Raw genomic sequence first — 25,426 nt, forward strand, 5'->3', positions numbered from 1 at the left:
TACACACCGCCAACCATTAAATTAAGTTGTTGAGCCATCAGGTCACCCCTGGCCCTTTTCGCCGGATGCCCGAACCGCAGCTTCCTGACGGGCAGAAGAATTTCGGTAGCTTTGCAGGAATCTCTTTGTCCTTTCGTTTTTCGGACGGTCGAAGATGTCCTCAGGCGTGCCTTCCTCGACTACCAACCCATCCGCCATAAAGACGACACGGTCCGCAATTTCACGGGCAAAGTCCATTTCGTGGGTGACGATCACCATCGTCTTCTTCTCCTCCGCTATGCGTGCAATCACGCGCAGCACTTCCCCTACCCATTCGGGGTCCAGCGAAGAGGTCGGCTCATCGAACAGGATGGCATAAGGGCTGACTGCTAGCGCACGGGCGATTCCGACACGCTGTTGCTGGCCGCCGGACAGGGCGACCGGGTAGTTGTCCTCTTTTTCCGACAGCCCGACTTCCTTCAGCAAAGCCCGGCTCTTTTCGTATGCATCGCTCTTTTTCATCTTTTTGGCGACGATCAGGGCATGCGCCACGTTTTCAAGAGCGGTCTTGTTTTTGAACAGGTTATAGTGCTGGAACACCATGGACGTCTGCATCCGGAGCCGGTTGATGTCCGCCCGCTTGGCCGTGGCGGCATCAACGGACTGATCGCCGATCTGGATCAGCCCGGAATCCGGGCGCTCGAGAAAGTTCAGGCAGCGGAGCATCGTGGACTTCCCGGACCCCGAGGGCCCGATCACGACCACGACTTCCCCGTCATTCACCTCAAAATTGATTCCTTTCAGCACTTCTGTGCTGTTAAAGCTTTTTTTCAGATCCGTGACCTTGATCATTTGGTACCTCCCTACCATGATTAACCCTATAAGGTTAGTAGGTTTAACTGGAGTTAGTATAGTGTGATATTTCTATATCGTCAACGAGATTTACTTACCCTAATTCTGTAAGTGCTTCATCTGTATTTTTTTGTGAAAACAGCATAAAAATCCCCTTGCTGCAGATTTCATTCCGCAACAAGGGGACGGGCTTATATGGCTATGGTCCTGCTCATCCACATTTATTCTTTCTTCCCTTTGTTTGATTCAAACTCGTAGACGGCAACCGTCCCCGACACTTCATGGGTAGCTGCCAGAAGCGGCTTTCCGGTCGAACTGGCATCGGCAGGGATGAATTGCAGACCCTCCGGCGAGACATCGCCTTTCACGTCTTCGCTGAAGTCACGGCTCGTGATGAATGTGATGAACTTCGGCTTTTCCGGACGGCTCAGGTCATACACCATGATGCCGCTTGTGCGCTCAAGGGCGATGAAGGCATAGGTCGTGCCGTTGATGTCACCGGTCACCACGGTTTCCGGTTCCGGCCCTTTTGAAGAGCTGCGGCCGTCATACGTGATCTCGTCATTTGTCGTATTGAAGTATTCAGGAAGCGCCTTTGCGGTAATTTTCTCAAATTCATTGCCGCTGTCATAGACGAGTTCCATCGTTTCGGCGTCGAAGATGGAGAAGCTGCGTGCGCCGTATGAATAGAGCGCTTCGTAGTCTCCTTCTTCATTCAGCCCGTTCTCAAGCGTGATTTTCGTATCCGCCAGTTCATTCAGCAGCCCCTTGTCCAACAGACGGTCCAGCTGCTTCTGGTTATACCCTTCGTAGTGCTTGGCATTAAGTTTGATTCGGTCCGAAATGTCGCCGATGTCGGCTTCTTCGGAATACGCATCATAGTCCCTCGCGTCGCCTTCATTCGGCGTCAGGATATAGGTCTTGTCGCCAGCCGTGAACGTATCGATGGCGTCCGGCATGTAGAGACCGAGGAGCGGCAGCCGCTCCAGTTTCGTCTCACCGTTTTCTTTGCCGTCGAGTTCATTGCCCGGGATCGAGTGATCCTTCACGCCGAGACCCTTGACGCCGGTGATCCTGTCCGACTCCAGATCGACTGTAGCAATGGCATTGTTTTCTTGCATGGACACGAACGCCTTCTTGCTGTCATCGGAAACCGTGATGTATTCCGGCTCCAGCTGCTGCAGGACGCTGCCCTTTGAACCGACCCGGACCTTTTCATCCAGCGACACGCCTTCGAACGTCAGCGTCTTTGCAGTGAGTGTATCCAGGTCAATAATGGAAATGCTGCCTTCCGGATCAGCTGAGTAATCATCAGCCGGCTCGCCTTCGTTGGCGGCCAGCAGCTTCTTGCCGTCCGGCGTGAACGTCACCATGTCCGGCAGTGCGCCGACCTGGATTTTATCAACGAACTTCCCGTCCTTCGTAAGCAGAACGACGTAGCCCGGGTCTGTCTTCGGGTCACTGACGACAGACAGGGCAATCAGGTCACGATCCGGATGAGCCGCGACGCTGGTGATGTCATCCACATCCCGGATGTCAAATTCGGCAAGGTGGATGCGGTCCAACCGCTTCATATTATTAAATACACCGGAGTCCATCTGTTTAAATGAAACGATATCGATCGCCGACTTCGCTCCGTTCGTCACGAATGCCCGCTTCAGCTTCTCATCGTAAGCGAGAATCTCCGTCCCGCCCTCACCCGATCCGCTGTCATACTGCCCGACCTGCGACACCGACATCTGTCCGCCCTGGTACTGGACAAAAGCAGGCTCCTCCCCCAGCACTTTGTAACTTTGTCCGCCCGCAACCAGCAGCCCGGCGGCGGCCACGCCTGTCCATACGATATTCCTGAACTTCACTCCGGTTCCCTCCACTCAAATGCTTTCAATGGAGAGCTTAACAATCGAATGTTGAGAGATTGTTGAGGGCGTGTTAAAGAACCGATTAGCCAAAAAATCCCTCCGTGGGTAACTATCACGGAAGGTTTGTATCGTGCGGTTCCAGGAGAATGTCCCTTTCCGTCAGGTCCTCCCCCTCGATGGCAAGGGCGGTCATCCCCTTTTCCGAGCGGGTCTCATGCCACTCCCCCTTTTCCCAGAAGACGGCCGACCCTTCCTTGACGGAAATGAACCGTTTTTCTTCATTACAGACGGTCCCGCTTCCGCTGAGCACGATCAGCAGCTGCGGCACGGCAGCCTGATGGCAGCCGATGATGCCGTTTTCCCCAAGTGTCATCAGCGCGGTCTGGAAGCGGCCTCCGGAGCGGACAAAAGGCTGGATGGTGAAATCAGATCGGTCATGTGTGACAGGTTTCGCTGTGCCCGCATCAAACCGGAACCGCTTCACTCCTCTTCTCCGTTCAGCCTTCTGACGATCTCCGAAATTTTGCCGCGTCTGGCTTTAAATCCGTTCTCGCCCGACCATAGAGACAGCAGGCCAGACTTGCCCTGTTTGCCGGCTGCCGAGCGGATCGGTTTGGTCAGGTCGTTCTGGATCGGGTACGGAGCAATTGCGGCGTCGGCCATTTCCTTGATAAAGCGGTTGTTGAGCCCGCGCGCATTTTTCCCGCTGAATGCTTTTGTGATAACCGTCTCGCCTTCTAAGGAATTCAGAATGGCCTCCTTATGTAGGGCATTTGCGCCGCTTTCCTCCGCCACGAGGAGCGCCGTCCCGACCTGGACGGCGGAAGCGCCGGCATCCAGCGCCGCACGGACCGTTTCCGCATCATGGATGCCGCCGGCGGCGATGACGGGGACCGTCAGCCTGGCCTTGTCGAGCAGTTCGCGCAGAGTCAGGAACCTGTCTTCGCCGATGAATGCCCCCCGGTGGCCGCCAGCTTCCTTCCCCTGCAGTACGATTGCGTCCATCCCGCTCCCTTCCGCTTCCATCGCCTCTTCCGGCGTCGTTGCCGTGCCGATCAGCAAGGCACCCGCGTCCTTCAGCCTCCGCACCGTGTCCTCATCAGGCAGCCCGAACGTGAATGATACCACCTCGACACCTTCATCAATCATGACATCCACCTGGCGCGAGAACTCGCTCTCGCTCAGAGCCGGCGGTTCCCCGGACAGTCCGAGTTCCTCCCGGTAAGGCGCGAGTGCCCGGTGTGCCTCACCGATCACTGTCTCGTTGCGCTCAGGATGCTCCGGCACGAACAGGTTGACGTTGAACGGCTTATCCGACCGAATCCGGATTTCCCGGATTGCCGCCCGTGTCTCCTCCGCTGTCATGTAACCTGCGCCGAGTGAACCCAGAATCCCCGCGTCCAGGCACGCAGCGATAAACTCAGGCGTTGTCGAGCCGGCCATCGGCGCCTGGATGATCGGGTAGTCCATCTCGAGTTCTTTCCACCAGTTTGCGTTCATTTGATCGTCTCCTTTGATTCCTGATCCGCCGTCTATTTCTCCGCCTCATTCCATTTCTCGTTCCGTCCATCGATTTCCTTCCTGCATGGCCTGCCCGCTTCCCGGGTAGACAGGGGGTATTCCGAACAGGGAGGTGCCGCCATGGAACAGCTTTGGAGAGCATTTGACGGAGTGATCCCGTTGCTCTTATTCACTGCCCTTGTCGCAGGGGTGACCTTTGTCGTTCTTCATCTCAGGAACCCCGAACTGGGCAGGAAACAGATTTTTGTAAATGTGCTTTTTGCACTGAGCATCATGGCGATCCTGTTTATCACGCTGTACCCGAAAAACCTCGGCCCTGCAGGGGAACAAACCGTTCACCTGATTCCATTCCAAAGCATGGCCGAGATGATTGCAAACGCGGAAAGTCCGGGAGTCCTGCTCCGCAATATCGGCCTGAACATCCTGCTGTTCGTGCCGTTCGGATTCCTGTTCGGGGCGAGAAGAACGGTGCGTAGACATACCGTTTTGAAAGGGACGCTTGCGGGCCTGCTGCTGTCCGGAGGCGTGGAAGCGGTCCAGTACTTTCTCGGACGCACGACTGACGTGGATGACGTCATCCTGAATACGTTCGGGATGATGGTCGGTTGTGTGGTGTGGAAAATGGTTGAATCGAAAAAAGCTCCCTAAAGGGAGCTTTTCACATGGAGAGGGCGGATTTACTCCCGAATCCCCACATATCCCGTTTTCTCCACAATCTCCTGCCCTTCTTCCGACAGGATCCAGTCGATGAACGGGGCAACGTTCGGGTTGTCCGTGCCCGCGGTGACGGCGTACAGCTCGCTGACGATCGGGTAATCGCCCGAGCGGATGTTGTCTGCCGTCGGCTCCACGCCGTCAATCTCGAGCAGCCGGACATCATGATTGCCGATCATCGACTGGGAATAAAACCGGAATGTATAGCCGATGGCTCCGCCATAGTTGCGGTAGTCGGCGACATCTTCGATGATGCCGCTCATGAGGTCCGCGGTCTGTTCGGTCGGCGCCTCCATGATCGGCGTGACGCCCATGAACGCTTCGAGCGCCGTCTGGCTTCCACTGTCCGGCGGCCTCTGGTAGGCGCGGATCTCCGCGCTCTTGCCGCCGATATCCTTCCAATTGGTGATCTCTCCGGAATAGATACCTCGGATCTCCTGCTGGGAAAGACCTTGGACCGGATTTTGTTCGTTGACGAAGAAAACGAATGCTTCTTTGCCGATCGGTGTCAGTTCCAGCTCTTTTCCCGCCTGTCTCGCGCGTTCTTTCTGGGCATCCGAGGGGCCGGCAACAAAGATCACATCCACTTCACCGTTGATCAGGCTTTCGTACGCCTGGCCGGTCCGGTTTGACATCACTTCGCTCATATAAGGGTCGTAATCCTTCTCCGGATACACCGCCTGCGCAAATGAGGCGTACAGCGGATAAAGGGCTGTCGCTCCGTCGATCACGGGCAGGTCACCTTCCAGCCTGAAAGAAGCGGGTTCATCCGTGGAGACTGCCTTCGTGTCCTCCAGGAACGGCGCATACTCATACAAATTCACTCCGTCGTCCTGCACGACCGGCTTGGTAAGCTTGTAAAGCGACGGCGAAGTGATGAGTAAGCCGATGGCGAGTAGCGCCAGCGGGATTCCAAATACAATCTCTTTCCGTTTGACTCCAAACACCGCAAAGCCGAACCATAAAATCACCGTGAGCACTCCTGCCACGATTACCGGCATCCACGCCTGCCCGCCGGCGAACAGCACCGTCAGAAGTAGAGGTATGGACAGAAAAAGAACGAAGATCACAATCCCGATAAACCCCAATACCTGTCCCGCTCGCTTCATGTAAGGCGCCCCCATTGTCACGTGTTACTTCCAACTATTGCATAACCATCACTGCCCCGCAATCCTTATTTCGTGTAGAATATAGGCAACATCATGGGAACGTGGCCGGCGCTGTTGAGCAAGCATAGAAACCAATGCGCGCTGCCGGCCCGTATCCTGAAGGCAGGTGAAGTCATGAAAAAACTGAACCATTTCTTCTTCGCGCTGATGATCGTCGGCGGTATCCCGGTGACTCTGGCGTTTTTTGATGTCGGACGTGGATTTTACAATGACTATCGCTGGTGGTTCGTGGGCGTCCTCTGGATCGGAATTATCGGCAACTGGATCACCGAGCGAAAACTCCGGAATCAGCAAACAGCCTGAACACGCATGCAATTGGCATGCGTGTTTTTGTGTGCACTGTGGGATAATATCCGGTTCACGTCGGCATACCCCGAATCGGCGACGGCAGCCTGCGATTTTGCGGCGGCAACCCCAGATTTCGCGACCGGAAACTTAGACTTTCACTGCCGGAAGCGCATGCGTGAGTGATTATCCCAAAATAAAAAACGCATGCAACCCGCATGCGTTTTTTTAAATGCTTTGCCTCGTACGCATCTGTTCTTATAAAGAAATGACTTCTTTTTCTTCCAGACACTGCTTCATGTATTTCTTCACCAATGTGGCGGCCCGTACTTTCAGATCGAGCTGGTCCGAAAGGTCGATGCGATAGTTCCATGCGGCAATGGCCTTTTTAAGGTCGTCACTATTCTCGCATTCATCATCAAAGTGGTTCTTGACCGTCCCGTATTGGAGAAACTGGTGGGTGTCACTGCCGCCGACAACCGGGACACCGATCGTGTACGAAAGCTCCTGAACCTCACGGCGGCAAACTTCCGGCCCTTTCACATGCAGGTCCTTCCCGTTCAGGTCAAGCGCATCCAGACGCTTCAGCTGTTCGGCCGGTACATTTAAGGCGAGGGGGGTGCTGTCCCGGAACGGGTGACCGCCGATCTTCAGCATATCCCGCGCCTCGGCCAGATCCATCAGCCCTTCAAAAGGAATGAAATTCCCTTCCGTCAAATGACCTTCCAGTGCGGCACGAATTGCACGGATTTCTTCACGTCCCCCGACCAGCAGGACGTGGCCATTCTCCCGGACGTCTACTTCGATTCCCGGGAAGACCTTCATCCCCTCGGCTTCATAGTGGCCGCTCCGGTATGGATATTCCGCGTCGAGGAAATCGTAGATATCCTCCCAGCGGGTGGTGTTGAAGTGCTCGGTGAGTGCAATGGCAGTCAAGCCGCTTTCTTTTGCCTCGGCCATCATCTGCCGGAAATAATCCGGCATGAACGGGGACTTTTTTGACAATTTGACATGCGTGTGGAAATCAATGATCATGATGAGCCCTCCCTCAGAACAGGATAAACAATGCCGCCGCGTAGACGGCTGAAAATAATAGAAAACCATAGTCGGCGCGACCCATCTTCAGGCCGGACAATTTGAGCTTTTTCACTGCCGGGTCATTAAAGCCGTTCAGGCTCCCCTTCGTCTCGAGCGCCTCGACAGTCGTCCGGGCACGTTTGGCCATAGACAACAGCAGCGGATAAAATGACAGGACTGCGAGCTTGATAAAGTATGCAATCGTGCGCCAGTACAGAAATCCGTGCTTTTCCGGCGCCTTCCCCCTCAACCGGAAAGATTGGAAGACGTGCTGATATTCCTCAATCAGGGTCGGAAGCATCCGGTAGCCATAGGCGATGCTGAAAGCTGCCTGGCCCGGGACGCCGATCTTCAGCAGGCCGTTGCTCAATTTTTCGGGGTCCATCGAACAGAACGCCGCGATACTCGCAAGGGAAATAACCGAGAGTTTCAGCGTCAGGACAAGCAACGGGTACATGACGGCCCAATCCCCTCCGAAAAACAGTGCCGCGATGAATAAGTAGCCGCCCTGTCCGAGCAGACCGAGACAGAGGATAAAAATGATCACCGGGCTCACTCTTGCCGTGAACGTAGCGGCTGCCATGAACAGGAACATTCCTGCCAGCACCTTTTCGTTATGGATAAACCAAGGGACGATTCCAAAGAAACTGTACCAAATAAACAGCGTGCGCGGATCGAGCTTGGCGAGGAACGTCCTGTCGTTGCCGTAGGCTGTGTTAAGCAGTTCCACTTTCAACTGCTCGACTGACAGCTTATCTACCAGCTTACGCGTATACTCCATGTTCAGCCTCCTTCCCTGCAAATCGCCGGACGAACTCATCCACCGTATAGGCCGGCGGCTCCCATCCGATTGATTGGCTGAAAGCGAATACCTGCGGCGGGATGAGCCCCGCCTTTTCCAAGAGCCGGGCATTGCCGAATACCGAATCCCGATCCCCGTCATGGATGATGCGGCCTTCGTTCATCACGATGATCCGATTCGCGAACTCGCATGCCAGCTGCATGTCGTGGGTTGCAATCACGACCGCCTTCAGCTGATGCTTCAATTCATCCAGCAGCCGGGTAATCTGTTTTCTCGTTGCGATATCGAGGTTCGCCGTCGGCTCGTCCAAGACCAGAATCTCCGGTATCATCCCGACACCGATTGCCAGCGAGACACGGCGCTGCTGGCCGCCGCTCAGGAGACGGCTGTCCCGCTCCCGCAGTTCCTCCAGCCGAAACTGCCGGAGAAGTTCCTCCACCCGCACTTCCAAATCTGGGGTCTTCCGTGCCTTCATGAAAAAGCCGACGTCTTTCTCGACGCTGTCATCGATAAACATTTGCTCCGGGTTCTGATGGATATAGGCGACCTTCTCCGCAAAGTATTCCGGGGGGCGGTCAGCGGTCCGCTCACCGCAGACCATGACCTCTCCAAGATCTGGCTTCACCAACCCTGTCATCAGCTTCATGAACGATGTTTTTCCCGCCCCGTTGTTGCCGACAAGAGCGATATGGTCACCATCACGGATGGTCAGGTTCAGATCGTCCAGAATCCGTCTCTTCTCGCGGGTGATCGTGTTCACCGAAAATCCTGTATCGCGGTATACGACCAGTTCCTCTCCGCCGCCGGTACGTGCCGGGCCCGTCTCGGACGGAAGCGGCCGGACTCCTCCGCTGAAATGCTTTGCCGCCTCATCAGGCGTGATCGGAAGAGGCCCGTCCACCCCGGCCAGGCTGGCGGCCTGGGTAACTTGAGGAGGGAAAATCTGGCGTTCGAGAAGAAGTTCAACTTCGTTCAGTGCTTCTTTGACCGGCTTTTTAAACAGCACTTTCCCGTCGTCCATCAGTACGACCTGCTGTGCGTATTCGGCGACAAACTCCGTATGGTGTTCGATGACGATGATGGTCTTTCCCTGCTCATTAAGAGACCGCAAAATATCGTAAATCTCCCTGGCATGTTTCGGGTCCAGCTGGGCGACCGGCTCATCGATGATGATGATATCCGGATTCAGCGACAGGATGCCGGCCAGTGCAAGCAGGTGCTTTTGCCCGCCGCTCAGCTGCCAGATAAAATCATCCTGCCGGTGGTCCAGACCCACCGAACGGAGCGCTTCGTGGCCGCGTTCCAGATAATCCGTCATCCCCTGGTGAAGCGGCGCGAAACACGCGTCATCCAGAACACGCGGACTGACGATCTGGTTCTCGAAGTCCTGATAGACATAGCCGACGATACCGGACAGCTCTGCCACCTTGCAGTCGAGTGTCCGCATGTTTTCCACGATGACTTCCCCTTCGAAATCGCCCGTATAGTAATGCGGAATCAGACCGTTCAGCAGCTTGCACAGCGTTGACTTCCCGCTGCCGTTCCCGCCGAGAATGGCAACAAATTCGCCTTTCTCGACCGTCAGGCTGGCTTTGTCCAGCACAGCGCGGTCACCTCCCGGATAGCGGAAGGTCACATCACGCACTTCGATCTGGGCAGTCATGACGCTACTCCGCCCGGCCCCGGAGGCATATTGTCACGACGGCGTTTCACCATTACAGCGATGACCGATACCGCGATAAGGAAAGCCATGCCGATGCTGACCCAGATCAGCGTGGTTTCAAGCCCGCCGCCAAGATCCGCTTCCCAATCAACCGGGTTAAAGTCCGTCTCCGACAGAAACTCGAACATGAACGCAAGGGATGCGAGCACCAGTCCGCCAGCCACAAGACGCGGTCCGATGACTTCCTTCAATGAGTAGCGGTCTGTCCGCTCACGGGGCTTCATGCCGAGAAGCGGCTCAATCTTGCCGTACAGCCGGGGCACGAGGTATACCGTCGGCAACAGCGCGAACAGGATGCCGGAGAAGAAGATGTCATTCAGGAAATAGAACCCTTCGATGATCACGACACTCTCCGCGAGACCAGGCACCACTTCCAGCTCTTCCACCCCGACCCAGACTTTCAGAACATCGACGGTCATACTGATGAACTGATGGATGATCACACCGAGCATCGCGGCGATGCCAACCTGGATCTTGTTTTTCGGATCCCGTACGAACGTTCCCGCGACATACATCGCCAGAGAGAAGGCGATGAACTTCTCCAACTCCCCGAATCCGCCGAACTGACCGAGCATCAGTTCACCAAAGATAATTTCGCCCACCGATGCGCCGATCGCCGCATACAACGGATGGAACAGGATGCACAGTGTCAATGGGATAAATGCAAAATACTCGACCGAGAACTCGATTGGCCCGATATAAACCTCTGGTATCAGCTCTGTGATCATGTTCGATAATCCGTACAGCGACATGGACAGGATAAAAACCATCATCTTCTGGGACTGCGTCAATTTGTACCGTTCAGACAGCTTTGCCATCTTCACGCCTCCTCTTGTTTGATCATCTTCATTGTAAGAGGGGGATGTTAACACAGAGAGCGAATACCGTTAACGATATGTAAATTTTTAAACTTTTGTTTTCATTCTGTAACTTTTCTATCATTTAAAGGCCTTTCTGGTATAGTGTGTGGAAAAAGGGGGAGAAGTGATGGCTATCATCCGGGAAGACTGGGACAATTTAACCCCCGGCCAACTCAAAGTGGCACAGTACGTGACGCGGCATCTCCAGGAGGTGCTGATCTCGACTGAACAGGAAATTGCGCTGGAAGCAGGGGTTTCGATCGCGACCGTCTCAAGGTTCTGGCGCGCAGCCGGCCACCGAAACCTGAAAGCCTTCAAGGCCGCCGCGAAAAAGGAGGTGGATGCCACACCCGCCGCGAAGATCCGACGCACACAGAAAGAGGACGCGCTGCTCCCCCTTGAGAAAGGGGTCGCACTTCTGCAGGAAACCCGCGACCATATGGATGACGGAGAGTTCAACGAGGCAGTCGCACTCCTGCTTCGGGCCAGGCGGGTATACGTGCTTGCGAACGGCCCGTCACGGGGTTTGGGCGAACTGCTCATCTACCGGCTGAAGAGGCTTGGCATCGACATCCGGCTGCTCGCGCATCAGGGAAACGAACTGTTTGAGGACGTCATCCACCTGGAGGCGGAAGATGCTGTACTCATGTTCTCTTTCGGACGTCTCCTGGCAGAGGCGAAAGTGTTGCTCGACTGTCAAAGGCGGCAGGGCTTCGGAACCATCGTGATCACCGACCGGCTGATCCCGTCAATTCACGGTGCTGCCACCCTGTACGCAAGCCGCGGGGAGGCCAGTGAATTCCATTCGATGATCGGCCCGGTCTACCTGATCGAAAAACTGATCCTTCATGTGGGCCAAACAGCGCCTGACCCGCTTTCCCGACTGGAAGAATTATCATCGCTTCGCAAGACTTATCAGAAAGAGCTTCCGAGATGACGAACACCGACAGGCCTTTTGCGCCGGTCCGATGATTGGCGTGATCCCGACGATTCTGGCGTTCTTTGATATTGGACGGTGTACATGCAATGACTATCGGTGGTGGATCATGGCCGGTTCGCGTCGGCATACCGCGAATTGCCGACGGTACCAGCCGAGTTCGCGGCCGCAACTCACAAATTCGCGTCGGCACCAGCCGAGTTCGCGACCGCAACTCGCAAATTCGTGTCGGCATAAGCCGGTTTCGCGACCGCAGCTCACAAATTCGCGTCGGCACCAGCCGAGTCCGCGACCGCAGCTCACAAATTCGCGTCGGCATAGGCCGGTTTCGCGACCGCAGCTCACAAATTCGCGTCGGCACCAGCCGAGTCCGCGACTGCAGCTCACAAATTCGCGTCGGCACCACCCAATTCCGCGGCCGCAACTCGCAATTTCGCGTCGCCACACCCAATTCCGCGACAGCAACTCGCAAATTCGCGTCGGCCACACCCAATTCCGCGACAGCAACTCGCAAATTCGCGTCGGCATAAGCCGGTTCCGCGACCGCAGCTCACAAATTCACGTCACATCAATGACCACAAAAAAAGCATGCCTCCGCATGCGTTTTTTATATTCCTATTTGCCTTCGTCCAGCAGAACCTCAACCTCCGAGCCCCCGGAAAGGGTTTTACCGTTTCCGTCAAAAACCTCGCTCGTTCTGATTATGAGACGGTCAGCCGCATCATCTTCCAGAATGAATCCAACACTTCCCTTTTTCGTCTCGCCCGGCCCAAGATTGCCGGCCAAGTTCTCGAGATAGATGTCGTCCTTCCAGAGCTTGCTTTCGCCGGTGTCCGTCTCCAGAACAGCGACCGGTTCGAATTGGATGGGGACATTTCCTGTATTCGTCACTTCAACAAACAGCTTGGCGACCGGGAAGTCCGTCTCTTCGGTGTATAAATGATAAAAATCGGTGAAGCTGGAGTCCGGATAGTAATGAAACAGCTTTGCTTCCCGAACGGTTACTTGGGCCGGGCCCGCTGTGATCCGCTTATCCCGGTTGCCGATTCTTAGCAGTTCTGCCTCGCCGCGTTCGTCCAGGACCGTCCCGCCGGGCTGAAGCAGCAGCCGGTCATCCGTTACCTGCGGGTTTAATGGGTAGCCTTTGTAATAAGGCGGCACATACTCAGTTGCCGGCAGTGTTGCCGCCTCCGCCTTGTGCACGTTCTGAATCCGCTCCGTCTCTACCATTTCCCAGGAACAGCCAGTGAGCATCAGTGTTGTCAGTCCGATCATTAAAGTCGCCCGTTTCATCCGATCCCTCCTACTCCCGCCTATTACCTGCCTTCATTCTAAGCATGGTTGGTATGTCCAACTGGCGAGAAACTATCCGTCTTTGGTCCGAACGCTTGCACCGGTACGTCCCCGACCGGATCAACGTCCGTTTTTCATCCCCTCCGCCTGATTGGAATTCCGACTTTCCTTTTCCGGAGCCTGTCCGGTTCCCAAGCTTCCTGAGCAGTCCTGCGAAATAGGGATCGCCACTTTTTCATGAAACTCATGAATTTCGCCTCCTTCGGGTGCTTTCCTGAGTGTCTAGAACTTGATTTCCACTTTGTCCCCGTCCTCACGATGATTCCCGTCTGCAGATCCGGTATGAAGGGTCAGGACTTGTGCATTCGCGTCATCCAGAATGAATCCGATGTTCCCGGTCTTCACTTCACCGGGGTCGATTTCACCGCCGAGCCCTTCCAGATAAATCTCCTCGTCCCAATGGAGCGTTTCGTCCTGATCAGTGACAATCATCGCGACCGGGTCAAAATGAATCGGCTCGTCTCCGGTGTTCCGAATTTCGACGAACAGCTTAACAATAGGGAATTCAGTCTCATGGGTGAATTTCCGGTAGCGGTCTGCCAGGCCGGGGTCCGGCTCGTAGCGGAGCATCTTCGATTCCCGGATCGTCAGCTCTGCCGGACCCGCGCTCACCTGCTTCTGCTCGCCGGTCGCCTTCAACACTTCCGCTTCTCCGTTGCTGTCACGAATCACCTCGCCGGGTTTCCCGAGCCGCCGGTCATCGGTGACGTGCGGATTCGGCTGGTAGTCCCCGTAAAAGGCCGGCACCTTCGACAGCACGTCCGCCTGCAGGGCCGCCGCCTCGACTTGCCGCTCCGGCGGCACCTGCTCCACAGGCGCGGCCACATCCCCCATGCATCCCGAAAAGAACAACGTTGCCAAACCGATCATGAACAGCCGTCTCATTGCAGCCTCCCTATGTCCGCTCTTCCGTCTGCTCCGTTTGCCCCCACCATACCCCCTCTGTATGAAGCCCATATGAAGCGCGTTTTAGAACTTTGTTAAGGATTAAAAAAACGCATGCGGCTGTCCGCATGCGTTTGCTTATTCGGCGATTTCTTTCACCCGCCCGACCTGTCCGTCTTCAAGACGCACTTTGATGCCATGGGGATGGGTCGGGGAATTCGTGAGGAGATCCTTCACAATCCCTTCGGTCAGCGCGCCCGTGCGCTGATCTTTCTTGAGTACAATTTTCACGCGCAGGCCGGGCTTCACGTCCGCACGGTTTTTTCCGTCTTTCATCCAAATCCGCTCCTTCCTTACTCCGTTGTACCACGTTTAAGCGGTTCTGTAACGGGAGAACCTGTATATCCGGAAGGGAGTGTTTGGATGAAGAAAGGAAATCGGGAACCGCATGAGCGCATGGCCGAGACCAATAACGGCCTTCGCGACACGCAGGAAGTGCTGTATCAGGACGAGTTCAAGCGCGCGGATGCTGCCGGCAGGAAAAACAACGAGCCGGGCAGCCGCCAGCAGGAAAAATGAAAGCAGCCGCCATCCGGGAAGGATGGCGGCTGTTTGTCGGCATAGCAAAGCCGCCCCGCACCAGCGGAACGACTTATCGTGAAGCATTCCCTATTTTCAGGAGAAAAAACCAAAATAAACAGAATATTTTACCTTTTACTGTATTTCTCCTTGTGTTGGGCGACGGATTGAACCCCTGCGACCAGGGCCACGACCCCGAGCAACGCTGCAAGCAGCATGGAACCCACCTTGAGCGTCAGGGATTCAGCGCCGGCCCCCGTCACGGCAATGATGGCGCCGGGGACGATAAACAGGAGAAGGATCCCGATATCCTTCACTGCCTCACTCCTTGTCTGTCAGGGTTTTCACGAACCGTTCCAGGCGGCGCATCACTTCATCCTCCGAAAGGGTTGTCATGCCGAACCGTCTCCAATGGGAAGAGATGCTGCCCGGCCCCTGTTCCAGCCAGCCATATACCGCCAAAAGGTCCCAATAGCGGCTGTACTCAAAGCCTCGGTCTTTCGACAATTTTTTATACGTGTTCAGGAACCTGTCCGCGACGTTTCCGCCGTGGATCAGTTCAAGCGCGACCCGCATCCGGCCGACGTCCAGCTGGGCAGGACCGCTGCCGGCATGTCCCCAGCCGGTTATACCGGTCACCCGGCCGTCCAAGAACAGCACATTGGCCGGCTCAAAGTCCCCGTGGACAAAGACCGGCGCGGCATCCGCCCTCTCCTCCCTGAAAATCCGGTAGGCCCGCTCCCAGGTGGCGCGTTCAAATGCCCAGCCGGGAATGACCGCTTCTGCCGCCGGCCGGTGTGCCTTCATATCCGGAATTTGGGTGATGTGAGTGGTCAATAATATACCCGCAATTTCATCGGTCCAAGCCTCAAAATCGAGCGGCTGCAAAAATGGGAACCCTTCGATTTGCGGCATGAGAAGGAACCTGCCGGCCATGCCTATTGCCTTTGGTGCGGGAAGGCCTTGGTCGGCGGCAGCGTTCAGGAACTTGAATTCCCGCTCCGCCGCTTGGGCCGAGGCCGTCTCCTTCACGACAAAGTGTCCGCCCTCCTCGTTTCGGAACGAGTAGATGAGCCGGTCCGACGGCAGGCGCCGGAACGATTTCAGGACGGACAGCCCCGCCTCGGCATCCACCCACTCCATCGTCTCATCGGGAAGATCGATGGTAGGCAAAAGGGTTTTCTGCCAGAACAGCAGGCCGAGCAGGGCACCAGCAGCAATCAGGATAAAGGCCGGCCAGTTGATCACCGTTGCGCTCAGCACGAGTGCCACGACCGCCGCTCCAAATTTCTTCTTCCACACGAGCATGATCCCGAGCAGCGCCAGGATCACCCCGAACACCGTCGGGAACAGGATCGTATCCAGCCGGATCCAGATTCCCTGCGTGACCTCCACTTTCACCGGATCGCCGTATCCCGGAATACAGAGTGCGCCGTACACACGGATCCAGTACGTGTAGTAGTAATACACCGTATATAGCCCGCCCGCCAGGACGAGCAGCCCCGGCAGATAATTGCGGACCGGGCGTGCCATAGAAGCCATGGCCATTCCTCCTATGATGTGGGGCTGAGTGGCGGGAAAGGAACCCGGTTAATGCCGGCGGGGCGTGAATGATACGCAACTGTTCGCGAATGTGAAGCAAAGCCCCGTGAATGTTACGCAACCCGCCGCGAATGTGAAGCAATGCCCCCTGAATGTGAAGCAACACTCAGCCGCTCACTCCCCCACGCGCTCACTTCCTGAACTGAACGTCCCCGTCAACGACTGTCATGAGCACATTCGCCTTCACGATATCGTCTTCCGCCACATGCTCCAGGTCGGCGTCGACGGCCGTGAAGTCGGCAAAATGTCCCGGCGCGATCTTGCCTCGGATGCTTTCCTGGCCGAGCACTTTCGCCGCCTCGGTCGTATACAGCCGGAGCGCTTCATAGCGGGAGAGTTTCTCCTCCGGCAGATAGCCGCCTTCTTTCGGGTCATTCGGCAGCTTTCGGGCGACGGCGGTGTAGATGCCGAGGAGCGGGTCCGGGGAATCAACCGGTGTATCGGATCCGCCACCGCAGATGAATCCGCGGTCCAAGAGCTTTTTCCACGCATACGCCCACTCGAGGCGCTCCGGCCCGAGGCGGTCTTCCGCCCACGGGAAGTCCGAGCCGACAAAGATCGGCTGGATGTCGAGGATGATCGGGAGTTTTTCCATGCGGTCGACCAGGTCCTCGCGCAGTACGCACACATGGATCAGCCGGTCGCGCTTGCCTGCCGGGCACGGATATTTCTCGATTGCTTCAATCGCCATTTCCGCGGCCGCGTCTCCGATCACATGCACCGCGATGGCCTCGCCGTGGCTGCGCGCAAGGCGAACCAGTTCTTCCGTCTCTTCCTGTGTCACGACGAATGTGCCGCGGTTGCCCGGGTCGTCCGAGTAGTCCTCCGACAGTGCCGCGGTCTTTCCGCCAAGTGCCCCGTCGATGAAGAACTTCATCGCGCCGGGCTCCGCCCACGGCTCGTTGTACGCCACATCCGCTTTCATCATGTCATCAAACACTGTGGAGCGGCGAAGCAGATGCGCGCGGAACTTCCGCTTGCCTTCACCCAGCACTTCATGAAACGCCTTCATCGGATTCTCATAGCCGCCAAAATAGCCGAGGTCATCGGTATGGCCACCTGTCAGCCCCATCGACACGAGGTCGTCGACTGCCGCTTCCAGAGCAAGGCGGATTGCTTCCTCCGACGGATGCGGGATAATCGACTCGACCAGGTCCTGCGCATCTTCCTTCAGGAAACCGGTCGGGTTTCCGCCAGAATCACGGACGATGACGCCGCCCTCCGGATCGGGTGTCTCTTTCGTGATCCCGGCAAGCTGCAGCGCCGCCGAGTTCGCGAGGAGCATGTGCCGGCATGTCCGCTTCAGCATCATCGGCTTGTCCGTCACGGCATCCAGTTCCGCCAGCGTCGGGACATGGCGATCCGGGAACAGGTTCTCATCCCAGCCCTCGCCGAGCACCCATGAGCCTTCCGGAACCGACTCCGCGGCCTTCCGCATGTTTTCCAGCAGTACCTCCGACGACGACACCGCGGACAGGTTATTGCTCAGAAGCTGCCGGCCGTGGCCGATTAGGTGCATATGGGTATCGACAAACCCCGGATAGACAACGGCCCCTCCGACATTTTCCTCCCGGTCTGCCTGTTCCTTCAGTTCTTCATATGTACCGGTCGCGACAACTCTGCCGTCCTCCACAAGCACCGCTTCGACCTTATGCCCTTCCTGTTCCATCGTCACAAACGTTCCGCCGTACCAGAGCGTCTTCATAACCATTCCTCCAATGAACCTGGATTTTCTTTTAGTGTAGCACTTTTCAGACAAGGAAAGTGTGAAGGGATTAAGGCGAATCTCTCCGTCTTCTGACCTGATTAATTTCCTTAAAACTGACCCTTCCAAATTCAAATTAAAGCCGATAAGTTTACTAGAGTTTATTCGTGAAAGGAAGACGATGCATGGAAGACCGAAGAACCCTTTCCCTGCTGACCGACAGCCTGCTGGCAGACTGGATGGATGAGCAGGCAACACGATCGGGCTACGTTCCCATTCACACCTATGAAGAAACAAAGCGCGTGACGATCCATGCTTTCAGTCAGGCGAAAGGATGTCTCATGAAAGTTGTCTACCATCGCCAGTCCGGGGAACGGACCGTTGAACGGTTTGATGTCCAGTCCGGTGAAATGATGATCCGGCGGACGGCCGGTGGGATGGGCTGACCCGTATATAGCGAATCAAATAAAAGGAGTACCGCCATCGACTCGATGCGGTACTCCTTTTCAGTTCAGTCATGCCTTTCACACAGTCAGTTCGCCGGCTGCTTCACTGGGAACCAGCCTTCGACCTCCAGAATGAGTTTCCACAGGGGTGTCGGGATCACTGCGCGTTCCTGGTCTTCCGGTGTCAGGAATGGGATGATTCCGTCCCCTTTCTGCGCTTTCTCGACCCAGTGCGGATCGATGACAAGCGCCCGACCGATCGAGACAAAGTCCACTTGCCCTTTTTCCAAGACGAGCGCAGCCTCTTCAGGCGTGTGGATGCTGCCGACTCCGATAAGCGGGACACGTCCGCCGATATATTCCGATATCAGCTCGGTACGTGATCTTTCGCTCGTGATGCCCCGGCGCGGCTTCGCCCATGCATCCGTCGTCGCGATATGCAGGTAATCCAGTTCCGCTTCCAGCAACTCATCGATCAGCGCAAAGGATTCCTTCATGGTGATGCCGGGCGTTTCCGGTTCCTCGGGAGAAAAGCGGTAACCGATCAGGAACGGTCTGTCGGCATGCTTTCCGATGACGCGCTTCACTTCCTCGATCAGTTTCCGTGCAAACAGATGACGGTCCCTGAACTCATCCGTTCTCCGGTTGGAGTGCGGGGACACAAACTGCTGAAGCAAATAACCCGTCGCTCCGTGCAGCTCGACGCCGTCGAAACCGGCTTCGATCGCCCGGCGTGTCGCTTCTCCGAAATCATTGATGATCGCGCAGATTTCTTCTGTCTCCAACGCTCTCGGGGGCTGGTCAATGCTATAGAATCCCCGGTCACCGAGTGGCGTCACCGAGTGGCGTCACCGCGCTTGCGCTGACTGTCTCCCCGCCCGGAACGAGTTTCGGAACTGCCAGGCGGCCACCATGATAAAGCTGGACGACTCCTTTGGCCCCACCCTCGTGGATCACGCCGGCCAGTTTCGACAGGCCTGCAATGGTACCGTCATGATCGATGCCCATCTGCCCTTCGAATCCTTTTCCGTTTTTCGATACATACGCGCAGGCGGTGATGATGGTCCCTGCTCCGTTTGAACGCTCCCGGTAGTAATCCAGTTCTTCCTGCGATACGAGGTCTTGTTTGTCTGCGGAGAAGGTTGTCATCGGGGCCATCATAATCCGATTTCTGACATGGACGCCGCTCTTAAATGTAAATGCCTCAAATAAGGCCTGATGATTGTTCATGATTTCCTCCCTGATCTGTTCGTTCCTTCGAGTGCTTCGATTTCTTTTGTGACTGCTTTGCTTCCGGCATGGAGTTTCGCCGCGATCTGCCTGATTTGTCCACGCGACAGTTCCTCCGCCGGAGCGGCAATCGCCAGTGCAGCGACCACTTTCCCGTCGCGGGATACCGGCACGGCAACGCATCGGATCCCTACGATCCGCTCCTCATCATCAAAGGCGAAGCCGTCCTGACGGATCGCCTTCAGATGGTAACGGAAAAGCTGTGAATCCTGGAACGTATTTTCCGTTGCACGCTCCAGCGACATCCGGCCAAGAAGTGACTCGAGCCGCTCGGCTTCCATGTGGGCCAGAATCACTTTTCCCAAGGCCGACTGGTGCAGTCTGGAACGATTTCCGATTTCCTCGTCTGCCGAATGCTGATAAGGGCTATGTAAAACCTGGGTCATGACGAGATCGGTCCCATCCACTTTTCCCAGATAAGTACTCATCTGCAAATCCTGCGCGGTCTGATAGACCGAACGCAGAGATGCCCAATCATTCATGGGACGATTTTCCTCAACATCACTAAACCGGTTCGGATTGAAAAAGTACTGGGCCTGAATTTTATAGAGATAGTCCATGTCTTCCAGAGTGGTCAGCAGCCTGAATGCCGTCGACTTGCTTAACTGGAGCTTTTTCATGACTTCGGCCATGGTAATTCCCTTGTATTGGCTGACCAGCTCCAGAACGAGAAGTCCTTTTTTCAACGTGGATACTTCGTTTTTCGACATGTCATCACCTCGTCTCCCGTAGTATAGGCACGCCGTTCCACCGCTACAACTTAAGCTGCCGTTGTTTCATTATGCGAAACTTTCTGGGAGAAGTAACACTTCCGAGAACTGGTTCTGAGATCGGGACGTTCAGAACCTCCCCCGCTCCTTTAATCTCTATGGTAAAGTGACGATAGTTTGCCGATAGGGGGATCCCTTTCATGATTAACAGAGAAAAGTTAGAGAACAACCAGGTGCTGCTCTACGTCATGGTCCTGGCCGCAGCCTTCGGATTCGGATTCATGGCACCGGACCTTGCCGGGCAGGTCGGCGGGTCCATTTCCATCATCATCGCGATTCTGATGTATAGCATGTTTTCACAGATCCCGTTTGTGTCATTGAAAGATGCGTTCGGAAACCGGCGGTATCTTGTTGCAATCCTGCTCACCAATTACATTGCCGTGCCGATCGTGGTGTGGTTCCTTTCAGGATTCCTGCCGGATCACACGCCGCTGCTGCTCGGGTTTTTCCTCGTTTTGCTGACGCCCTGCATTGATTATGTCATTGTGTTCACCGCGCTCGGCAAGGGAAACGAAAAGCTGGTCCTGATGTCCACTCCGCTCCTCTTCATCACCCAGATGCTGTTATTACCGGTCTATCTGTGGCTGTTCTTGGGCGATTCCGCGACAGGCATCGTCCGGTCCGGTCCGTTCCTGGAGGCGTTTTTCGGCCTGATCGCGGTCCCGCTCGGCATCGCCATTGCGGTCCAGCTATTGGCGCGTAAATCCTCTGCCGGCGGCCGGCTCATCGATCTGTCGGCTTGGCTGCCCGTTCCGTTCATGGCGCTGACCCTTTTCGTCGTCGTCGCCTCCCAGATCGGCAAGGTCTCGGCCTTTGCCGACCAAATCGTCAAGGTCATTCCTCTCTATATCGCCTTCATGGCCATCATGCCGGTCATCTCGCGATTCGTCGCCAAATGGACGGGCCTCGACACCGGGGCAGGCCGGGCGCTCGTCTTTAGCGGGTCAACCCGGAATTCCCTTGTCGTCCTTCCGCTCGCCCTGGCGTTGCCCGGTGAAGTCAGTACACTGGTCGCGGCCGTCATCGTGACGCAGACGATCGTGGAGCTTGCCGGCGAACTCGTCTACATCCGGTGGGTGCCGAAGCTTATTAAATAAAACAAGCCCTCAAACCGGATTGGTTGAGGGCTTGCTGGTTCTGCTCATTATTGTGCCGTGTATCCGCCGTCGACGATCAGGCTGGAGCCGGTCATGAAGCTGGAGTCGTCGGATGCGAGGAACAGGACCGCTTTCGCGATTTCTTCTGCCTGGCCGAGACGTCCCACCGGAGTGGCCGCCCGCAGGCCATCCTTCATCTCTTCCGGAATGATCGGTGTGTCAATGAAGCCCGGGCAGATGGCGTTGATGCGGATGTTGCGGTCCGCGTATTCAATTGCCAGGCCGCGTGTCAGGTTGACGACGCCGCCCTTCGATGCCGCATACGGCGCGTTTTGCGCGACGCCGACATGACCGTACATCGAAGCCGTGTTGACCATGACGCCGCCATCGGTTTTCAGGAAACCACGGAGCGCTTCACGCGCGACGAGGAAGACCCCGTCGAGGTCTACGCTGACTGTCTTGCGCCATTCTTCATAAGTCAGCTCATCGGATGGCTTGTTTACGCCGATGCCTGCGTTGTTGAAGACGACATCGACCTGGCCGAACTTTTCCGCCGCCTCTTTGAACAGGTTCTGGACGTCGTCTTCACTCGTGACGTTCGTCTTCACGAAGAGCGCTTCCGCACCGGAATTCGTGAGTTCTTCCATTGTCTCCTGGCCTTTTTCCTCGTTCAGGTCGGCGATGACGATCTTCGCACCCTCTTTTGCGAACAGCAGGGCCGACGCCTTCCCGATGCCGGACGCGCCGCCAGTCACCAATGCCACTTTGCCTTCAAGTTTACCCATGGTGCAACACTCCTTTAATTAAGTCTCGAATTCAAGATAACTCACTTTCACCAAATCGTCAAAGACTCTGCTCATGTTGGGCATCCCGACCGGGACACCCTTCTGAGTTTCCCCTATACTGAAAGAAAAGAAACGAAAGGAGGAGTATCCATTGTCCATTTCTGCACTAAAGTTTGTGCGGGCCCTGGGAATTGCGGACGGCGTGTCGCTGATTATCCTGCTGTTTATCGCGATGCCGATGAAATATATGGCCGGCATGCCGCTGGCCGTCTCGATTGTCGGTGCGATTCACGGCGGCATCTTCGTTACCTACGTCCTTGCCCTCCTCCTGGCGCAGATTGTGGTCCGCTGGAACATCATCTGGTCGGTGCTCGGTGTTGCGGCCGCATTTGTGCCATTCGCCAACTTCTTCCTCGACCGGAAGTTCAAGATGATGCAAAAGGAACGCGAAGAAGAGGCCGGCATCCAGGCGGTCTCGTGACCCATATAGAAAAGGCAGCTGTCCCAGTGGACAGGCTGCCTTTTTCACATCCGCTTGATTCCGCTGACCGTTCCTGAATCGGTCCCCTCTGCATCCGGATCCACGAGGAACAGCAGGAGCACCGCTCGTTCAAGAACCGTCAGGCCCTTCAGCTTTTCCGCGGTCCCGCTCACCCCGTCCCCTTTCTCCAGAACTTCCCCGCGCACTTGAATACTGCCGCCAAACACATACAGCCATGGCGTATAGCCGTCCATGTGCGGTACCTTGAGCTCCGTTCCGGCGTCAGCCTTCGCTTCATACACCGCCACGCGCTGGCGGATCTCAAGCGGCGCGCCTGAATCGGATGGTCCGCCGATGAGTGTCCAGCCGCTAGCAGCGCGTTCCCCGGCATCCCAGAACCGGACGCGCGGTTCCAGGTCCGCCTTTTCCGGCCGGATCAGGATCTGCAGCATCTCGACATCCCCGTGCGGCGCCGACTCTTCGTGGAAAAAGCTTTTACCTGCATTCATCATCATGTGCCGGCCGGGCGACAGCAGCTCTTCCTCCCCGTCCGAATCCCGATGAAGCAATTGCCCTGACCCGATATAGCTCAGGATCTCATCGTTCACGTGCTCATGCATCCTGATTTTCGTGCCCTTTTTGATCGTCGCATGATCAAACCGCGCCAGCGGCCCGAATGAATAATCGTCACTGTCTCTGTCCTGGTTGACCAGACCGGGGCGGTTCACCTTCAGGCTAAAGAACCTATTGCCCGCCGGGAATGCCTGGCTGCTCCGGTAAATGTCCATGTTTCTCCCCCCAGAACGTATTATGTGAAGTGTATCTCAGGATGTTCGCTGGCAAAACAAACTTGCCCGGAGCATGGGGCACGAATCAGGTTTCTATGAATTTCCAGAGTGGATGTATGATAAAATTGTCCATGCAATAGCTTGTCAATTCTATTAGTGAGCTGAGATTTTCATGGACTATTTCACAGGAAAACTGATCTTCATTATTCTGTTCATTTTTATTATCCACTCCATTGAAACGCTTGCCTATGCCGTTCGGCTTTCGGGAGCAAGGGTTAAAATGATCGCGTCCGCTTTGTCTCTTTTCAATATCATGGTGATTGTGTCCAGAATGGCAAACATGATGCAACAGCCGTTTACCGGCAGCCTGATCGACACGGCCCCGAAAGAAAATGCTTTGGAATTTGTAGAAATCCAGTTCCGCATGCTGATCGGAGCTGCCACTGCCGGAACGCTTTTCGGCATCCTCTTGCTGCCGACTTTCACAGCATTATTTTCGAGGGCCATCCTTCACCTGTCTGCTGAAAAAGGGTCTGTTCCTTCCCTGATGAAAAGAATTCTCTCTCCGCAGTACATCAGGCGGGGGTTAAATCATTTTAGCTTTCCCGGATTTCATTATCTGAAAGAGATCAGGTTCAGAGATTTTCCGATCCGGTTATTCTTCATCAACATGCTCATCACAGCTATCTATACAATAGGGGTCCTGAGCGCCCTGTATGCTGCCCTGCTGGCTCCTGAAAGAGCAGCTACAGCTGTCATGGCTTCCGGTCTGATCAACGGAATTGCCACGATTCTTCTCGTAATATTTATTGACCCGAAAATCTCCGTGATCGCTGACGATGTGGTCAATCGCAGGGGAAGCTACATACAGCTGAAAACCATGTCCATCATGATGATCACCTCAAGGCTTTGCGGCACCATTCTGGCACAGTTTTTATTCTTATGGGGTGCACAATATATCGCCTGGTTTACCCAATTCATCGTGTGACCAGCCATTGACCAATCCCAACAATTTCTATATCATAGTAGAGACAACTAAATGCCCGGACATGCCGGGAGAGGTTCATAGCGGATACCCTCTATAAAAAACTATGGATTCATGACGATTCAAGCCATGTCCATGCCGGACACGGCTTTTTGTTTTTTTATGGGAACCCTTAAAGCCTCTCTTGTGCGCCGGGCGCGACTAGGAGGCTTTTTTATCATGTCTGGCAGAAGCCAAGAGCAAGGACTGAAGGATCTGACCCTGCTGGGAAACCAGAATACCCAATACTCCACTGAATACGCACCGGAAGTACTGGAGGCGGTGGATAATCTTCATACAAACCGCGACTATTTCGTGAAGTTCAACTGCCCGGAGTTCACGAGCCTGTGCCCAATCACGGGACAGCCCGATTTCGCGACGATGTACATCTCGTTCATCCCGGACAAAAAACTCGTCGAAAGCAAGTCGCTGAAGCTGTACCTGTTCAGCTTCCGCAACCACGGAGACTTCCATGAAGACTGCGTGAACATCATCATGAACGACCTCATCAAGCTGCTCGATCCGCGCTACATCGAAGTATGGGGCAAGTTCACCCCGCGCGGCGGCATCTCAATCGACCCGTGGTGCAACTACGGCCGCCCGGGCACGAAATATGAGGAAATCGCCGACTACCGCCTCATGAACCATGACATGAACCCTGAGACGATCGACAACCGCTGACCGGACCCGGTAGAAGTTCTTAGCGACCTTCTCTAAAAAACTAAGGGAAACAGCAGGAGAAACAACGAGAGTCCAAGAAGCCGGGATGAAAGACCATGCAGGCCAAACGAAAGACCAAGCATGCCTCTTGAAAGACCAGGCAACTCCCGTTTCCCGCTG

28 protein-coding genes and 1 pseudogene are annotated in these 25,426 nt (G+C 55.5%); 10 read left to right on the plus strand and 19 right to left on the minus strand.

The genetic code is table 11. The annotated features are described in order from the left end of the window. Positions 1 to 42: 42 nt before the first annotated feature. The 4 genes from AV656_RS11450 to AV656_RS11465 form a co-directional block, all read right to left on the minus strand. The gene (locus AV656_RS11450; RefSeq protein ID WP_063182077.1) at positions 43 to 831 is read right to left on the minus strand and encodes an amino acid ABC transporter ATP-binding protein; all 789 of its coding nucleotides are present in this window, start codon (positions 829 to 831) and stop codon (positions 43 to 45) included. A gap of 221 nt (positions 832 to 1,052) precedes the next feature. Beyond that, a complete protein-coding gene (locus AV656_RS11455; protein ID WP_063182079.1) occupies positions 1,053 to 2,690 on the minus strand; it encodes a choice-of-anchor I family protein in 1,638 nt (545 codons plus the stop codon). 115 nt (positions 2,691 to 2,805) lie between these two features. After that, positions 2,806 to 3,177, minus strand: coding sequence for a cupin domain-containing protein (locus tag AV656_RS11460; protein ID WP_063182081.1), 372 nt, complete (start codon positions 3,175 to 3,177; stop codon positions 2,806 to 2,808). Further along, a complete protein-coding gene (locus AV656_RS11465) occupies positions 3,174 to 4,193 on the minus strand; it encodes an NAD(P)H-dependent flavin oxidoreductase (RefSeq protein WP_063182083.1) in 1,020 nt (339 codons plus the stop codon). The genes AV656_RS11460 and AV656_RS11465 overlap by 4 nt, the downstream gene beginning before the upstream one ends. A 141-nt stretch (positions 4,194 to 4,334) precedes the next feature. Between AV656_RS11465 and AV656_RS11470 the strand changes: the two genes are divergently transcribed. After that, positions 4,335 to 4,862, plus strand: coding sequence for a VanZ family protein (locus AV656_RS11470; protein ID WP_063182085.1), 528 nt, complete (start codon positions 4,335 to 4,337; stop codon positions 4,860 to 4,862). A 29-nt stretch (positions 4,863 to 4,891) separates the two neighbouring features. Here the strand turns inward: AV656_RS11470 and AV656_RS11475 are convergent, their stop codons facing one another. Continuing rightward, positions 4,892 to 6,037, minus strand: a complete 1,146-nt coding sequence (locus AV656_RS11475; protein ID WP_063182087.1) for a substrate-binding domain-containing protein — start codon at positions 6,035 to 6,037, stop codon at positions 4,892 to 4,894. Positions 6,038 to 6,151: 114 nt separating this feature from the next. Between AV656_RS11475 and AV656_RS11480 the strand changes: the two genes are divergently transcribed. Beyond that, positions 6,152 to 6,400 (plus strand): hypothetical protein, encoded by a 249-nt coding sequence (locus AV656_RS11480; protein ID WP_156484855.1) that lies wholly within the window; start codon positions 6,152 to 6,154, stop codon positions 6,398 to 6,400. 240 nt (positions 6,401 to 6,640) lie between these two features. Here the strand turns inward: AV656_RS11480 and AV656_RS11485 are convergent, their stop codons facing one another. The 4 genes from AV656_RS11485 to AV656_RS11500 are packed head-to-tail and all read right to left on the minus strand — an operon-like array spanning position 6,641 to position 10,802. Then, a complete protein-coding gene (locus AV656_RS11485) occupies positions 6,641 to 7,417 on the minus strand; it encodes a PHP domain-containing protein (protein ID WP_063182092.1) in 777 nt (258 codons plus the stop codon). Between the two features lie 13 nt (positions 7,418 to 7,430). Further along, positions 7,431 to 8,240, minus strand: a complete 810-nt coding sequence (locus AV656_RS11490) for an energy-coupling factor transporter transmembrane component T family protein (RefSeq protein WP_063182094.1) — start codon at positions 8,238 to 8,240, stop codon at positions 7,431 to 7,433. Then, positions 8,224 to 9,924: an ABC transporter ATP-binding protein gene (locus tag AV656_RS11495; protein ID WP_063182096.1), complete on the minus strand. Its 1,701-nt coding sequence runs from the start codon at positions 9,922 to 9,924 to the stop codon at positions 8,224 to 8,226. Before AV656_RS11495 ends, AV656_RS11490 begins: the two co-directional genes overlap by 17 nt. Continuing rightward, positions 9,921 to 10,802, minus strand: a complete 882-nt coding sequence (locus AV656_RS11500) for a hypothetical protein (RefSeq protein ID WP_063182097.1) — start codon at positions 10,800 to 10,802, stop codon at positions 9,921 to 9,923. The genes AV656_RS11495 and AV656_RS11500 overlap by 4 nt, the downstream gene beginning before the upstream one ends. Before the next feature lie 169 nt (positions 10,803 to 10,971). On the opposite strand from AV656_RS11500, the gene AV656_RS11505 reads away from it, so the two are divergent. Beyond that, complete coding sequence (locus AV656_RS11505; protein WP_063182099.1) at positions 10,972 to 11,781, plus strand: MurR/RpiR family transcriptional regulator; 810 nt, start codon at positions 10,972 to 10,974, stop codon at positions 11,779 to 11,781. Positions 11,782 to 11,870: 89 nt separating this feature from the next. Then, positions 11,871 to 12,311, plus strand: coding sequence for a hypothetical protein (locus AV656_RS16395; RefSeq protein ID WP_156484856.1), 441 nt, complete (start codon positions 11,871 to 11,873; stop codon positions 12,309 to 12,311). Between the two features lie 85 nt (positions 12,312 to 12,396). Here the strand turns inward: AV656_RS16395 and AV656_RS11510 are convergent, their stop codons facing one another. The 3 genes from AV656_RS11510 to AV656_RS11520 form a co-directional block, all read right to left on the minus strand. Continuing rightward, a complete protein-coding gene (locus AV656_RS11510) occupies positions 12,397 to 13,074 on the minus strand; it encodes a hypothetical protein (RefSeq protein ID WP_063182101.1) in 678 nt (225 codons plus the stop codon). Positions 13,075 to 13,356: 282 nt separating this feature from the next. Then, positions 13,357 to 14,019: a DUF4352 domain-containing protein gene (locus AV656_RS11515; RefSeq protein ID WP_197462250.1), complete on the minus strand. Its 663-nt coding sequence runs from the start codon at positions 14,017 to 14,019 to the stop codon at positions 13,357 to 13,359. A gap of 138 nt (positions 14,020 to 14,157) precedes the next feature. Next, on the minus strand, positions 14,158 to 14,355 hold the full coding sequence (locus tag AV656_RS11520) for a YwbE family protein (RefSeq protein ID WP_063182103.1): 198 nt from the start codon (positions 14,353 to 14,355) through the stop codon (positions 14,158 to 14,160). An 87-nt stretch (positions 14,356 to 14,442) separates the two neighbouring features. Here AV656_RS11520 and AV656_RS16160 point away from each other — a divergent pair, with 87 nt between their 5' ends. Beyond that, positions 14,443 to 14,598 carry a YfhE family protein gene (locus tag AV656_RS16160; protein ID WP_082818724.1) on the plus strand — a complete coding sequence of 52 codons (156 nt, stop codon included), beginning with the start codon at positions 14,443 to 14,445 and terminating at the stop codon, positions 14,596 to 14,598. Between the two features lie 128 nt (positions 14,599 to 14,726). Here the strand turns inward: AV656_RS16160 and AV656_RS11525 are convergent, their stop codons facing one another. The 3 genes from AV656_RS11525 to AV656_RS11535 form a co-directional block, all read right to left on the minus strand. Next, on the minus strand, positions 14,727 to 14,915 hold the full coding sequence (locus AV656_RS11525) for a hypothetical protein (protein ID WP_063182104.1): 189 nt from the start codon (positions 14,913 to 14,915) through the stop codon (positions 14,727 to 14,729). A 4-nt stretch (positions 14,916 to 14,919) separates the two neighbouring features. Then, positions 14,920 to 16,140 (minus strand): phosphotransferase family protein, encoded by a 1,221-nt coding sequence (locus tag AV656_RS11530; RefSeq protein WP_063182105.1) that lies wholly within the window; start codon positions 16,138 to 16,140, stop codon positions 14,920 to 14,922. Between the two features lie 190 nt (positions 16,141 to 16,330). Further along, on the minus strand, positions 16,331 to 17,905 hold the full coding sequence (locus AV656_RS11535) for an amidohydrolase (protein WP_063182106.1): 1,575 nt from the start codon (positions 17,903 to 17,905) through the stop codon (positions 16,331 to 16,333). A 185-nt stretch (positions 17,906 to 18,090) separates the two neighbouring features. On the opposite strand from AV656_RS11535, the gene AV656_RS11540 reads away from it, so the two are divergent. Next, positions 18,091 to 18,351: a hypothetical protein gene (locus AV656_RS11540; protein ID WP_063182107.1), complete on the plus strand. Its 261-nt coding sequence runs from the start codon at positions 18,091 to 18,093 to the stop codon at positions 18,349 to 18,351. 86 nt (positions 18,352 to 18,437) lie between these two features. On the opposite strand, the pseudogene AV656_RS11545 reads toward AV656_RS11540, so the two are convergent. Both AV656_RS11545 and AV656_RS11550 read right to left on the minus strand, forming a co-directional pair. Next, positions 18,438 to 19,581 (minus strand): annotated as a pseudogene (locus AV656_RS11545) (NADH-dependent flavin oxidoreductase). Further along, entirely contained in the window at positions 19,578 to 20,351 is a 774-nt protein-coding gene (locus AV656_RS11550) for an IclR family transcriptional regulator (protein WP_063182109.1), read from the minus strand. The pseudogene AV656_RS11545 and the gene AV656_RS11550 overlap by 4 nt, the downstream one beginning before the upstream one ends. A 200-nt stretch (positions 20,352 to 20,551) precedes the next feature. Between AV656_RS11550 and AV656_RS11555 the strand changes: the two genes are divergently transcribed. After that, a complete protein-coding gene (locus AV656_RS11555) occupies positions 20,552 to 21,508 on the plus strand; it encodes an arsenic resistance protein (protein ID WP_063182110.1) in 957 nt (318 codons plus the stop codon). A gap of 47 nt (positions 21,509 to 21,555) precedes the next feature. On the opposite strand, the gene AV656_RS11560 is transcribed toward AV656_RS11555, so the two are convergent. Further along, positions 21,556 to 22,293 (minus strand): SDR family NAD(P)-dependent oxidoreductase, encoded by a 738-nt coding sequence (locus AV656_RS11560; protein ID WP_063182112.1) that lies wholly within the window; start codon positions 22,291 to 22,293, stop codon positions 21,556 to 21,558. Between the two features lie 151 nt (positions 22,294 to 22,444). Here AV656_RS11560 and AV656_RS11565 point away from each other — a divergent pair, with 151 nt between their 5' ends. Continuing rightward, positions 22,445 to 22,774 (plus strand): DUF3817 domain-containing protein, encoded by a 330-nt coding sequence (locus AV656_RS11565; RefSeq protein WP_063182114.1) that lies wholly within the window; start codon positions 22,445 to 22,447, stop codon positions 22,772 to 22,774. A 44-nt stretch (positions 22,775 to 22,818) separates the two neighbouring features. On the opposite strand, the gene AV656_RS11570 is transcribed toward AV656_RS11565, so the two are convergent. Next, positions 22,819 to 23,562, minus strand: coding sequence for a pirin family protein (locus tag AV656_RS11570; RefSeq protein ID WP_063182116.1), 744 nt, complete (start codon positions 23,560 to 23,562; stop codon positions 22,819 to 22,821). A gap of 172 nt (positions 23,563 to 23,734) precedes the next feature. Here AV656_RS11570 and AV656_RS11575 point away from each other — a divergent pair, with 172 nt between their 5' ends. Both AV656_RS11575 and queF read left to right on the plus strand, forming a co-directional pair. Further along, on the plus strand, positions 23,735 to 24,550 hold the full coding sequence (locus AV656_RS11575; protein ID WP_063182118.1) for a lipid II flippase Amj family protein: 816 nt from the start codon (positions 23,735 to 23,737) through the stop codon (positions 24,548 to 24,550). Between the two features lie 216 nt (positions 24,551 to 24,766). Further along, complete coding sequence (gene queF, locus AV656_RS11580; protein ID WP_063182120.1) at positions 24,767 to 25,267, plus strand: preQ(1) synthase; 501 nt, start codon at positions 24,767 to 24,769, stop codon at positions 25,265 to 25,267. Positions 25,268 to 25,426 lie beyond the last annotated feature (159 nt).

Source organism: Bhargavaea cecembensis, assembly GCF_001619585.1.
GTDB classification, from domain to species: Bacteria; Bacillota; Bacilli; order Bacillales_A; family Planococcaceae; genus Bhargavaea; species Bhargavaea cecembensis_A.